The 12,460-nt window shown below is 56.9% G+C and carries 13 protein-coding genes; 5 read left to right on the forward strand and 8 right to left on the reverse strand.

The features are described 5' to 3' along the window. Positions 1 to 448: 448 nt before the first annotated feature. Both J2T09_RS26820 and J2T09_RS26825 read right to left on the reverse strand, forming a co-directional pair. Positions 449 to 916 carry a PAS domain-containing protein gene (locus J2T09_RS26820; protein ID WP_306840147.1) on the reverse strand — a complete coding sequence of 156 codons (468 nt, stop codon included), beginning with the start codon at positions 914 to 916 and terminating at the stop codon, positions 449 to 451. A gap of 262 nt (positions 917 to 1,178) precedes the next feature. Next, complete coding sequence (locus tag J2T09_RS26825) at positions 1,179 to 1,415, reverse strand: hypothetical protein (protein ID WP_306840148.1); 237 nt, start codon at positions 1,413 to 1,415, stop codon at positions 1,179 to 1,181. A 234-nt stretch (positions 1,416 to 1,649) separates the two neighbouring features. On the opposite strand from J2T09_RS26825, the gene J2T09_RS26830 reads away from it, so the two are divergent. From J2T09_RS26830 to J2T09_RS26840, 3 genes are read left to right on the forward strand one after another with little or no spacing between them, the layout of a single operon-like run. Then, a complete protein-coding gene (locus J2T09_RS26830) occupies positions 1,650 to 3,452 on the forward strand; it encodes a PAS domain-containing sensor histidine kinase (RefSeq protein ID WP_306840149.1) in 1,803 nt (600 codons plus the stop codon). Positions 3,453 to 3,511: 59 nt separating this feature from the next. Further along, positions 3,512 to 4,639 (forward strand): PAS domain-containing protein, encoded by a 1,128-nt coding sequence (locus J2T09_RS26835; RefSeq protein ID WP_306840150.1) that lies wholly within the window; start codon positions 3,512 to 3,514, stop codon positions 4,637 to 4,639. Next, positions 4,636 to 5,061 (forward strand): response regulator, encoded by a 426-nt coding sequence (locus J2T09_RS26840; protein WP_306840151.1) that lies wholly within the window; start codon positions 4,636 to 4,638, stop codon positions 5,059 to 5,061. Before J2T09_RS26835 ends, J2T09_RS26840 begins: the two co-directional genes overlap by 4 nt. Positions 5,062 to 5,117: 56 nt before the next feature. Here the strand turns inward: J2T09_RS26840 and J2T09_RS26845 are convergent, their stop codons facing one another. The 3 genes from J2T09_RS26845 to J2T09_RS26855 form a co-directional block, all read right to left on the reverse strand. After that, positions 5,118 to 5,324, reverse strand: coding sequence for a hypothetical protein (locus tag J2T09_RS26845; protein WP_306840152.1), 207 nt, complete (start codon positions 5,322 to 5,324; stop codon positions 5,118 to 5,120). A gap of 30 nt (positions 5,325 to 5,354) precedes the next feature. Beyond that, on the reverse strand, positions 5,355 to 6,212 hold the full coding sequence (locus J2T09_RS26850) for an SDR family oxidoreductase (RefSeq protein ID WP_306840153.1): 858 nt from the start codon (positions 6,210 to 6,212) through the stop codon (positions 5,355 to 5,357). A 62-nt stretch (positions 6,213 to 6,274) separates the two neighbouring features. Then, the gene (locus tag J2T09_RS26855; protein WP_306840154.1) at positions 6,275 to 6,844 is read right to left on the reverse strand and encodes a type 1 glutamine amidotransferase domain-containing protein; all 570 of its coding nucleotides are present in this window, start codon (positions 6,842 to 6,844) and stop codon (positions 6,275 to 6,277) included. 665 nt (positions 6,845 to 7,509) lie between these two features. Between J2T09_RS26855 and J2T09_RS26860 the strand changes: the two genes are divergently transcribed. Both J2T09_RS26860 and J2T09_RS26865 read left to right on the forward strand, forming a co-directional pair. Next, entirely contained in the window at positions 7,510 to 8,037 is a 528-nt protein-coding gene (locus J2T09_RS26860) for a DUF4142 domain-containing protein (RefSeq protein WP_306840155.1), read from the forward strand. Between the two features lie 90 nt (positions 8,038 to 8,127). Beyond that, complete coding sequence (locus J2T09_RS26865; protein ID WP_306840156.1) at positions 8,128 to 9,291, forward strand: zinc-dependent alcohol dehydrogenase; 1,164 nt, start codon at positions 8,128 to 8,130, stop codon at positions 9,289 to 9,291. Between the two features lie 56 nt (positions 9,292 to 9,347). On the opposite strand, the gene J2T09_RS26870 is transcribed toward J2T09_RS26865, so the two are convergent. The 3 genes from J2T09_RS26870 to catE all read right to left on the reverse strand — a co-directional run bounded on the left by J2T09_RS26870 (position 9,348) and on the right by catE (position 12,317). Then, the gene (locus J2T09_RS26870; protein WP_306840157.1) at positions 9,348 to 9,512 is read right to left on the reverse strand and encodes a hypothetical protein; all 165 of its coding nucleotides are present in this window, start codon (positions 9,510 to 9,512) and stop codon (positions 9,348 to 9,350) included. 298 nt (positions 9,513 to 9,810) lie between these two features. Beyond that, positions 9,811 to 9,981, reverse strand: coding sequence for a DUF2934 domain-containing protein (locus J2T09_RS26875; protein WP_306840158.1), 171 nt, complete (start codon positions 9,979 to 9,981; stop codon positions 9,811 to 9,813). Positions 9,982 to 10,184: 203 nt separating this feature from the next. Continuing rightward, positions 10,185 to 12,317 carry a catalase gene (catE, locus tag J2T09_RS26880; RefSeq protein WP_306840159.1) on the reverse strand — a complete coding sequence of 711 codons (2,133 nt, stop codon included), beginning with the start codon at positions 12,315 to 12,317 and terminating at the stop codon, positions 10,185 to 10,187. Between the last annotated feature and the right edge of the window lie 143 nt (positions 12,318 to 12,460).

The following is a 12,460-nucleotide window of genomic DNA, read 5'->3' on the forward strand; positions in this document are numbered from 1 at the left end:
GTTGTTGCCGGGTGGCGACACCGTCAGAGCTCATCACCCGATAACACCGACAGAGTCCCGCAGCGACCCGGATCGTGGACGCGCGTGATGTCGTCGTTCGGCGTGCGAGCGCACTCCCCGAAAGGGTTGAGCGCCCTCGGCTTTTTTTACAGAATTGCATGCAGATTGGTTGTGGGTCAAGTCGGTGTTAGACTGCAAAAGACCCTGACGCTCATCTCGAAGCTCGAGGGAGAGGGATTTCAGGCAAACGCCGACCGGCACTCGCAGGAGGCACTGGCTCGCGCAGTCGCAGCTCTCGTCATTCCTGCCGATGTGGAAAGGCTGAAGCGCGCAGCGTTGGCCTCGGAGGTACGCGGGCAGTAGGCATTGGTGAGCCGGCGCGATTGCCTTGGATCTTGCTGCCTGATGCCGACGACCTGCCGACGTACGCTTCATGAATGCCTGATCGCTACAGCCGTTTGGTACCGACTTGGTTCAAGGCCCCGAGCGCCGATTTGAGATAACGTGAAACGAGTTCCTTGCCGCGGAGCTCAGCCATCTCCAAGGCTGCGCGACAGTGCATTTCAAGAGGGTCACTCTGGGCAAATGCTTCGGAACCCGTCACTTCGACAACGACACCAGCATATGTGGAGGGGATCCCATCGATGCTGCGGAAACAGCGGCCAACCGCGATCACCGTCCTGACGTCGCCGCTGCGGGTAAATATTCGATATGTTTCCTGATAGGGGGCGCCGGTCTCGATCGCCCGATGGATCGACTGAGCAACGCGTGCACGATCATCCGAGACAATTTTTTCGACCAGGGGCATAATCGGGACATCAACGGCGAGATCGTCTGGCTCAAAATCGAAGAGCGATGCCAGTGTGACATCTCCAAACACGAGGTCCAGATGCAAATCCCAGGTGAAAAATGCCATATGCGAGTTCATAAGCGCGGTGAAACCGCCACCAATCCGAACGGATGATACTTCCAATTCACTACCTCTGTGGATGAACGAGACCTCATCTACATCATTGTGGAATTTTAGGCTGTGCTAAAACAACATGCCTCCTATTCACCTTCGATCCGAATGTGCCGAAAAGCGACATGTCTTCACGCCTGTGGCTGCATAGCATCAAGCCGCGAAATTTTAAGTGGCTTCTGGATCGTCATTTCACGGGTCAGCGGTCCGAGTCCCATCAAGTCTCTGACGCCAGATTGCTCAGATCGATGAGGCCACGATGCTTTGCCATCGCAGCTTCCAAGGTTGGCCTTGTTCTGTGGCCCTCTCGATAGAGGGTCATGACGATTGCGGCTGCGAGCTCAGCATCCGGGCTGTTCTTGGGAACTTGGTGCTGAGCCAGCCAATGATTGAACGCTTGATCGACGATCTCTAATTCATTTGGCCCGAATGCCGTCTCCAGAAATGCGCGCATAGCCTTCCCCTTTGTCGCGCGCCCCTATGGGAAAGCCTCGTGTCGTCGTCAAGGAATGGGTTCGACTACTTGTGCCAAGCATGGATCTAGGCGAGTTTGTCTCATTCTCACGCTGATTTCATTGCTGAAAGCCTTGTAGCGCTCTCGTCGCGCCATAGATTTGCCGTCAACTAAATCGGGAACAGATGCATAGCATCGCGGCGGTAGTGTAGAGCGGACACGATGCAAGGCGGAATGGCCAGAATTTTCCAGGGAACGGACGAGATCTCCCGTCTGATTGAAAGTGGCAAATGGGACGATTCCATGCTCGGGCCGCCATCGGCCTGGCCACCCTGCCTGAAATCCGCAGTCGATATTATGCTGCCGGCGATGGCCCAGATCGTGATATTCTGGGGGCCTGATCTGATTGCTCTCTACAACGAGCCCTATGCCCCGACGATCGGGTTGCGTCATCCCCAAGCGTTCGCCCGCCCGGCACGCGAGAATTGGGCTGAGCTCTGGGACGATCTTGAGCCGCTCCTGCGCCGCGTGATGGACACAGGCGAAACGGTATCTGCAAAAGATCGACCCTTCTACATCGAGCGGCATGGATATCCAGAGACGGTCTACTTCGATATCTCCTATTCGGCCATTCGCGACGAAGACAGTGTCCGGGGCGTTTTCTGCATCGTCAACGAAACGACCGACCGGGTACGAGCCGATCAGGCGCTGCAGGAGAGTGAGGAACGGCTACGGGCAGTCGTCTCTCAGTCAGCGGCGGGTATTGGACAAGGCAGCCTTGAAGGCGAGATCCTGCACGTTAACAGCCGGTTCTGCGAGATCGTCGGCTATGACGAGAAGGAACTCCTCGGCATGAATATCGCCGACATCACATATGATGAAGACATGCCCGAGCAGAGGCGCCTGTTTAACCGTCTTGCGCAGACCGGCGAAAGCTTTGACATGGAGAAGCGATACGTCAGGCGGGATGGTGGACTCGTCTGGGTGAACAACACTGTTTCCGCTTTGCGCGACGAACAGGGACAGATCCGGCAGGTCGCCGTTGTTTCCGTCGACATTAGCGAGCGGAAGAGAGGACAGGAGGCCGAGCGCCGACTGGCTTCGATCATCGCATCCTCCAACGACGCGATCCTTGGCATTGATCTGGCGATGACCGTCACGTCGTGGAATGGCGGCGCCGAACGGCTCTACGGCTACAATGCTGAAGAGATTGTCGGCCAGTCCGTCCTCATGCTGGTGCCAGAGGACCGGCTTGATGAAGAGCCGGCATTGCTGGAGCAGATCAAAGCTGGTTCTCTGGTCGAAGCTTATGAGACGAAACGTCGGCGCAAGGACTTACAGCTCGTCGATATCCTACTGAGCGTTTCTCCGATTCATGACACTACGGGAAGGATCATCGGAGCGTCAAAGATCGCGCATGATATTTCCGCGAAAAAGGAGGCTGATCGCCTCCAAGAGGTTTTGATCGGCGAACTCCACCATCGCGTCAAGAATGTCTTCGCGACGGTCATCGCCATAGCCCGTCAGACCTTGGCAAAAGCAACCGACGTCCAGACAGCGGTGGCGGCATTCGAAGCCCGGCTTTCGGCGCTGGCACACGCCCATGATCTGCTGGCGGATGGTGACTGGCAAGTTGCCAACCTAGCAGCCGTGGTAGAGCAGGCAGTGGCACCTTATCCACCAGAGCGCTTCGATCTATGCGGCCCATCCGTTCTGCTGCCGCAGAAGGCTGTGGCCACACTTTCTCTTGCGCTTCATGAGCTCGGTACGAATGCTGCCAAATACGGGGCGCTATCATCTCCATCCGGACGAGTAGCGATCACCTGGAAGCACGACCCCGAGGCCGGAAGTTTCAGCCTGCGCTGGACAGAGACCGGTGGGCCACCTGTCACCCCGCCGACCAGCAGAGGCTTTGGATCTCGCCTGATCGAGCGTCTGCTTGCTGCCGAGCTGAATGGGTCATCAACGATCTCCTATGACCACTCGGGCGTTCAATGTGAGATCGAGGCGATCTTCCCGTCGCACGCCAACGCATAATCGCCAGGAACGAATCTCTCGGCCGCGACTTCTCTCACCGGGCAACAATCAGGACCGCCATGCACGAAAATGATCAAAACCGACAAGATGCCCGAAGCGCCGGAGATCGTCTTGTCGCCGGGCATGTAAGCGAGGACCCGTTCGCAGCGGCATTCAAGGCAACGCGTATGCCGATGATCGTCACGGATCCAAGCCAGGCCGACAATCCGATCATCTTCTGCAACGCGGCATTCCTGAAGCTGACCGGCTATGGCGACGACGAGGTCATCGGTCGCAATTGCCGGTTCTTACAAGGGCCTGAGACAGATCAGGATACCGTGGCCAAAATCCGCGACAATATAGCCGCTGGACAGGATGTGGCGGTGGATATTCTCAACTATCGCAAGGATGGCAGCACATTCTGGAACGCGGTCTTTATCAGCCCAGTGCGTGATGAGACCGACAAGATCATCTATTTCTTTGCGTCGCAGCTTGATTTCACGACCGTGAAAAGCCGGGAAGCGGACCTGGCGTCGGCACGTCATCAGGCTGAAGCGGAAGTCGCCAAGCATACCGCCAATCTTCGCGCGGCGCTGGATGCGCGCTCGCTGCTCGTTCATGAAGTCGACCACCGTGTAAAGAACAATCTTCTGACGATGGCCTCCATCGTCAAGATGCAGGCGCGCGTCACGAAAGATGAGCGGCAAAAGCAGACGCTCATGTCTGTGCTCAACCGGATCGAAGCCCTCAGCACTGTCCAGCGAAAGCTTTTTACGCTCGACGATGTCTCGAAATTCGACATGTCGGAGTTTACGCGAGAGCTTGTCACAGATCTCGTTGATGCGACCGGCCGCAAGGATATTCGCCTTTCGCTCGACCTTGCTCCGCTTCTCGTGCCGGCGGTAAAAGCGACGCCGCTTTCGCTGATCGTCAACGAGCTTGTAGGTGATGCAGTCAGACGGGGACTGAATGATGGCGGCGGTGACATCCATGTCGTTGTCAAACGGCTGAACGGGCATTTTCTGATCCGCGTCGAAGATACGTCGGAACCGGTAGAGCCGGATAGCGAAAGTGTTGAGCTCGGACGGATGCTGCTGGAAGCCTCTACGCTACAACTCGGCGCTGAAATTGAACGGAAGCGTGATGGCAGTAAGACGATCGTAGATGTCGTCCTTCTTGTCGGCGACCACCAGGAGAATACGCATTGAAAGTCATGATCGTCGAAGATGAAATGTTGCTTGCCATGGAGCTAGAGAGTGAAGTGGAGATGGCGGGACACGTCGTTACCGGTCTCGCGATGAGCAGCGCCCAGGCACGCCAACAGATCGGTAGCTCAAAACCCGATTTTGCGTTCGTCGATATTCATCTCATGGATGGGCCAACTGGTATTGATGTCGGGCGTGAGCTTGCGGCATCAGGGATCCCATACGTCTTTGTCAGCGGCAATATTAAAAAGATCCCCGATGACTTTGCCGGTGCCCTTGGCGCGATCGAGAAGCCTTATACGATGAACGGGATGAAAAATGCGCTGGCCTATGTGTCGGCCCTTATTGAGGGAGACGATAGCGGCTCGCCCCCGGCAAGTCTGGTTTTGGCCGACGATGCGAATGCCGGCAGGCGTCCGGCCTGAAATACCGAAGTGGGGGTGCAGATCCTCCCCTGCTTGGAGAGGATTTGCACAAGAGGTCAGTTTGAGGAGTTTTCGTTGCGCTCGGTAGGGTCGTAATTCAGATCGAAATCCTTTTCCTTCTCCTGACCGGGAGGCGTTCGGTTGACGGTGGCGTCCTCTGAGCCGGTCACAACTGTCGGCTTGGCACTGTGGACGCCCGTCGCGTGGCGATCTGCCTGCGATGGAGCGTACTGCCCTTTGGCATCGTCTTGCGGCTTGGCCATGTGCAATCTCCTTTGTGTTGCTTTATAGCATCAGATAATTGGCTTACCGCCGGAGACCGCAATCGTTGCGCCTGACACATAACTGGACAACGGGTCAGCGAGCATAACGTAAGCCGTCGCAAGTTCGGCAGGCTGGCCAGGTCGTTGCATAGGCACCTGTTTTCCGAAGTTTTTGACGTTTTCATCAGGCATTGTCGACGGAATGAGAGGGGTCCAGATCGGGCCCGGCGCCACTCCATTCGCGCGAATTCCTTTTTCAGCGAGCATCTGAGCCAGGCCAGCCGTAAAGTTCTGGATTGCGCCCTTCGTTGTAGCATACGCAAGCAGGTGCGGGCTCGGACTATGGGCGTTGATCGAAGTCGTGTTGATGATCGCGCTGCCTGGCCTCATATGCGGGACTGCGGCCTTGGTCAGGTAAAACATCGCGTGGATGTTGGTACGGAAAGTCAGTTCCCATTCCTCATCCGATATTTCCGTGATGTCACTGAAGCTTGCCTGGTGTGCAGCGTTATTGACGAGAATGTCGATCCCGCCCAGCTGTGAAACGGCCGTATCTATTATTTCCTTGCAATGCGGCGCGTACTGAATGTCGCCAGGCAAGAGGATCGCCTTTCGCCCAGCCTTCTCGACCCAGGCCTTGGTTTCTTCGGCATCTTCGTCCTCATCGAAATAGGAAATGAGGACATCGGCGCCTTCCCGGGCAAAAGCGATCGCAACCGCGCGGCCGATTCCGCTATCACCACCTGTAATCACCGCCCTCTTTCCCAACAAGCGGCCAGAGCCCCGATAACTTTCTTCGCCGTGATCGGGGAGGGGAGACATCGCCTGCGTCCTCCCGGGCATCTCCTGTCTTGGTGTGTCGAATGGCGGTGTCGGATAGCTGCTCATGTGTTAATTTCCCTGTGGCAAATGCATCGAGGCGGGCACGATCGTGCCTAGGAGAGTCGCCGTTACGCGCTTCGTGCCTGTGCCGGATGCTGCCCTTCTGCAAATTCTTCGATAATTTTCGCGCAGAACGCCGGCAGATCATCGGGCGTACGGCTGGTGACCAGACCTTTGTCGGTCACCACTTCCTGATCGACCCAGGTCCCACCGGCGTTGCGAATATCTGTAGAGACCGTCGGATAGGACGTCAGCGTACGGCCCGTGACGACGTCTGCTTCTACGAGGATCCAAGGTCCGTGGCAGATGACGCCGACCGGCTTCTGCTGGGCAAAAAAGTCATGAACAAACGACACAATTTGCGCGTTGCCGCGCAGCGTGTCTGCTCCGACACTGCCACCAGGGATGATGAGCCCATCGAAATCGGACGCGGAAACGTCCGTGATAGCTTTGTCGATCGAGAAGCTAGAACCCGGCTCGAGATCGTTGTTGACGGTCTTGACCTCGCCCGCCTCGACGCCAATGACGATAACCGATGCTCCAGCCGCCTCGACGGCGTGCTTCGGCTCGACAAATTCCGGCTCTTCGGTTCCTCGGGGTGCCAGCAAGATAGCGATCTTTTTGCCTGCAAGAGTCATGCTTGTCTCCAATTCTCATGAGGGATAAGGGAATGGTTGATCGACACGCGCCACCCCTCAGGCACGCAATGATTTGGCCCGCTGTGGCTGCTTAAAGTGTCGATATTCCTAAGCGGCTCTTGGGAGAACCGTCACATTCGGAGAAAGTTCCTAATGTTTCTGTAGGGCATTTTCCCAGCTTCGCCTCCGGGCCTTCCGACGCCAAAGGACCCACGAGGAGCGCGGCTAGGGTCTTTGACCGACTTAGATCTCGACCACATATGCGATGCCGGAGATCGCAGCCCTTGGCACAAACCTCTCCAACCCAATGTGGTTTTGCCCTACCCTTAGGAGGACGGCGATACCAAAGCGCGCCATGCTCCTTTTCAGATTTTCGGGGGCCGTTACGGGGCAGCGGCTCCGTATGTCTGCTGGTCCTGAGGATTCGGCAGTGGCTGTTTAAAGTTAGACGATGTCTCAAGTCCGACCTCGCAGTCGGGCCGGTTGCGAGACCTGTTCCCCAGCGCTGGAACAGACGCGAGACCGAAGAAGTAGGTCTCACCCGGTAATCGGTACGTTGTCGTACGAAGGTGATCATCACTCGTTTTCGGCGGAACCGTCAAGTCGAGCTGTCGTTTCAGTCCAAGGTCTTCCAATCGCGAAGACCGGGTCCAAGGATTACACTCATGAAAGATATTCTTCTCACAGCAAGCGTTGTTCTGTGCGCCGGCGGTGCTTTTGCGCAATCCGCCACCGAGACCACCGGCGTCAACTCCGCTCTCGGCGTCGCGCCGAAAACGGAGGACTTCATCATGGAGGCCTCGGCCAGCGACCTCTTCGAAATCGAGTCCAGCAAACTCGCTCTGCAAAAAGGCAATGACGCGACCAAAGCGTTTGCCCAGCAGATGGTGACCGATCACGAGAAGACAACCACGGAGCTGAAGGCTCTGCTCGCAACGGGTAAGGTGGAGGGCAATCCGGTTGCTACGCTCGGCGGTGATTTCAAGGAAGAAGTCGATGAGCTCGCGAAGCTCGAGGGTGACGAGTTCAGCGACGAGTATATCGACAACCAGGTCGAAGCCCATGAAGACGCAGTCGATCTGTTCAAGCGATACGCGGAAGGTGGTGAAAACGCCGACCTGAAGGCATGGGCGGCAAAGACGCTGCCGGCTCTCGAGCACCGTTACAAAATGGCGCAGGGTCTCGACAAGTGAATTCCAGACGGCCGCTTCCAAGCGGCCGCTCTCTTTTTTGGCAACCGGCCCGGATTGGCGCCTCTCTCGATGATTGGAAGGAAGTATCTCATGAAAGCGCTGACTTGGCATGGAAGTGGAGACATCCGTTGCGAGCAAGTAGATGACCCAATCATTCAGGATGACCGCGATGCGATCATCCGCGTCACGAGCTGCGCCATTTGTGGATCCGATCTCCATCTTTATGGTGGCTTCGTCCCCGGTATGCACCATGGCGACGTCATGGGCCATGAGACGATGGGCGAGGTGGTGGAAGTCGGCCGTGGGAATGCAAAACTCAAGATTGGCGATCGTGTCGTCGTTCCTTTCACCATTTCATGTGGCGAGTGCCGGCAATGCCAATGGGGTCAATTTTCACTTTGTGAGCGCTCTAACCCGAACGGCGCGATGCAGGCCAAGCAAATCGGCTATCCGACCGCTGGGTTGTTTGGATATTCAGAAATGTACGGTCGTTATCCCGGCGGACAGGCCGAATATTTGCGCGTGCCTTTTGCCGACGTTGGGCCAATCAAGGTGCCGGACGGAATAAGCGACGAACAGGTTCTCTTCCTTTCCGACATCTTCCCAACCGGTTACATGGCCGCTGAAAATTGCGACATCCAGCCGGGCCAGACGATTGCGGTGTTTGGTTGTGGCCCAGTCGGTCTGTTCGCGATCAAGTCCGCTTTTCTGCTCGGTGCTGAGCGAGTGATAGCGATCGACACCGTTCCGGAGCGCCTGGCGCTCGCCAGGACGTGCGGAGCGGAAACGCTCGACTATACCGACGAAGATCTGCAGCAGCGTATTGTCGATATGACCGGCGGGAAGGGGCCCGACGCAGTGATCGAAGCGGTTGGTCTCGAGAGCCATGGCGCCGGCGGATTGATGGAGACAATGCAGACAAAGCTATCGGCGACGGAACGCCCCTATGCACTCAGTCAAGCAATCCTGGCATGCCGCCCGGGAGGGACGGTATCGCTTCCGGGCGTATTTATCGGTCCGGCCGTGCCTGTACCACTCGGCGCCGTTGTCGGAAAGGGGCTCACGCTCAAGACCGGGCAGACCCACGTCCAGAAATACCTGGAACCACTAATGGACCTGATCTTGGACGGCAAGATTGACCCCTCCTTCCTCATCACACATCGTATCGGTCTTGAAGAAGGGCCAGAGGCCTACAAAAAATTTCGAGATAAGTCCGATGGATGCGTAAAAGTAGTCATCCGCCCCAATGGCTAGTACATCTCTTTACAGGCTCGGCGCCAGTGTCATGGGGCCGAGCGAAAGATCGCCAATCAGCTTGAAAACTCCGGTTCGGCGATGCCGTAAATCGCGCCGGCGAGCTCCAGTAGTTTCTCGACGTCCTTGATGCCAACAAGGGCTCGATCTGTCTCGATTGCATGATTACCTTCAAGGCGATGGAGCGCATCTGTCTCTTTGGTAAGGCGGACGCCGAACATCAGGGCCAGACAGCCATGGGGCAATGGCGACTAATTGTCTGCTCTATCGCGTCCAACCGACACCGGGCGGGCGAGTACTCTCTCGACACCATAACGGCCGCCGGCCAAATCCTCGTTTGAGACCCTGAGCAGGAAGATACGTGGGCTTATTGCATCAAAGATCTCACAGCGGGCGGCCTCCGGTGTCGTGGTCCGCTTCTTGACTGCATGAAGACTGATTGACTCTAGGAGATGCAACGCGTTCGAGCATAAAAAAAGCGAGTGAGTTGACCACCCGCTTTCGCATCAAAGCTACAAACTACTCATCCTCGTCCCAGGACGAGCGCTCAGATTTGCCGGTATCGGGGCGACTATCCCATTCGGCGCTCGCCTGAGCCCAGTGCGCATGCTCTTGGCCTTCGGGTTGCCCCTCTTGCTCCCACAGCTCGAAAGCGCGCCGCGCAATCCATTCCTCACGGTTATTTTCCATCTCAGTCTCCCAATTGCAGCGCACATGCTTTGATCCGCCGCGCGCCGTCCTCAAAACTGCAGCCACCTTGTTGAGCTCAGCCAGCAGGAAACGACATGTCCATTTTCAGGTTCCCACCAAAGCGAAGAAGTGTCATGAAGGTACGATGCCGTACAAAACACCGTTTATGGGCACGGGCGCAAACCCGTACCCATCGAACGCGGTCAAGCGATCTGTGGAGAAGCCGAGCCGAGTTTTACGGACGGCTCGCGTCCCCAGACGCGGAGTTTTCCAAGTTCTTCGACAAATGTTGTCACCGAGGTGTTGCCAGAGAGTTCCAGTACGCCTTCGTCCATATCAGCCGCGACACTAGCCCTTTCAAGAAGAGGGCGTGCGTCAGCGCTGTAGCCGATGAACTTGCAATGCTGGAAGGCGTCGGCCACAAAGTCCCGTGCAGTCGCTTCCCTCAGCAGATCCTCGATGCCTGCATCTGACGGAAGGAGAGCGACGGCATCGAACAAGACAGAAGGCCCGCCATCGATCATATGATGCGCTTCGATGAAGCTGCCGTCGGACGCTGTCACTCCGCCGACCTTCGGAGCGACGAGCTCCACCAAGCCCTTCTCCTTCAAGACAGCGGTCGCCAAGCTCTTAAGCAGTTTCGCATCAACGCCGTCGGTGACAAGCACGCCAAGCTTGCGCCCTTCGAATCGCTTTGGTCCGCGCTCGACAATGCTGAGGGCAGGTGAAGGCTCGAGATCCTGTCTTGTCGCGACAGCAGCAAGCGCCGCCTTCGGTAGAGACGTCATACCTAAACGGTGAGCGACCTCGGAGGCCAGTGTTTCGTCGATGTTGAGCAGGTGGGAGATGATGCGCTCCCGGATTGCAACCGTCTCGACTTTGCTGAGCTCGAAAGTGAGTGCCATGACGATGTGACGCTGTTCCGGCGGCGTCTGGCTAATGAAGAATTGTCGTGCCTGGCTGTAGTGATCCGCGAAGCTTTCGGGACGCAGCTGAACCTTGGGGCCCTCTTCCTCCGCCGCGTAGTGGCGATAGCCGCGAGACTTGCTTTCGCGCGGGCCTTCCCCGAATGAGTTCGGCTCGTAGTTCACCCGTCCGACGGGATTGCGCATTGCCATATGGCCGTCCTGTTGGAAATGCGCGAAGGGACACTTCGGAGCGTTGATCGGCAGGTGGGTGAAATTGGGACCGCCCAGGCGCTTCAATTGCGTATCGAGATAGGAGAAATTGCGGCCCTGCAAGAGAGGGTCATTGCTGAATCCGATTCCTGGCGGTACGTTCTGGGTCATGAACGCGACCTGTTCGGTCTCGGCAAAGAAGTTGTCCGGCATCCTGTCGAGGACCAGTCGGCCGATCGGCTTCACGGGCAGCACCTCTTCCGGGATTATCTTCGTCGGATCGAGTATGTCGAAATCAAAGCTTTCGGCAAATTGTTGGTCGAATAGTTGGACACCGAGCTCCCATTCGGGGAGGTTGCCTGACTGGATTGCTTGCCACAGGTCTCGACGGTGATAGTCGGGATCGGCACCGTTGATCTTCACCGCCTCGTTCCATGCGACCGACTGAAGGCCAAGCTTCGGCTTCCAGTGGAACTTTACGAAGGTCGACTGATCGTCCTCGTTGATGAAGCGGAAGGTATGGACCCCGAAACCTTCCATGAAACGAAGCGATCGGGGGATTGTGCGGTCAGACATGATCCACATGACCATGTGCATGCTCTCAGGCGTCAGGCTGATGAAGTCCCAGAAATTGTCATGGGCTGTCTGGGCCTGAGGAAAGGCGCGGTCGGGCTCCTGCTTGGCGGCATGGATGAGATCAGGGAATTTGATCGCATCCTGAATGAAGAATACCGGGATGTTGTTGCCGACCAGATCCCAATTACCCTCCTTGGTGTACATCTTGACTGCAAAGCCGCGGACATCGCGGGCGAGATCCGCGGAGCCCTTGTTCCCAGCGACCGTAGAAAACCGGACGAACACCGGGGTCTTCTCGCCGGCTCGCTGAAAAACGTCGGCGCGGGTATATCTGGCGAGCGACTCGTATGTCTCGAAATATCCGTGTGCACCGTAGCCGCGTGCATGGACCACGCGTTCAGGTATCCGCTCATGATCGAAATGAAAAATCTTCTCCCGGAAGTGGAAGTCCTCCATTAGCGCGGGACCACGCGGACCAACGCGCAATGTGTTTTGATCGTCAGCGACCGGCGTTCCTTGCGACGTCGTCAGTACGTCGTAGCCATCTTCGGCAGTCTGGTGAAGCTCGCCACCGTTGCCCCGAGAGAGCGTCTGATCGTGAATAGCGACCTGATCCGCGGCTGATTTTGTCTTCTTGGCCATTTGCCTGTCCTCAAGTTTGTTGAATAGAAAAAGGCCGCCTTACCGGCGGCCTCAGACTGCTGACAAACCCCTGGCTGGTCCAGGGGTTTTGTGATTCACTGGGTCATGTTGAAGAAACCTGCTCCCGAACAGACGGCTCTCGA

The sequence above is a fragment of the Neorhizobium huautlense genome, assembly GCF_030811685.1.
Classification (GTDB): Bacteria; Pseudomonadota; Alphaproteobacteria; order Rhizobiales; family Rhizobiaceae; genus Neorhizobium; species Neorhizobium huautlense_A.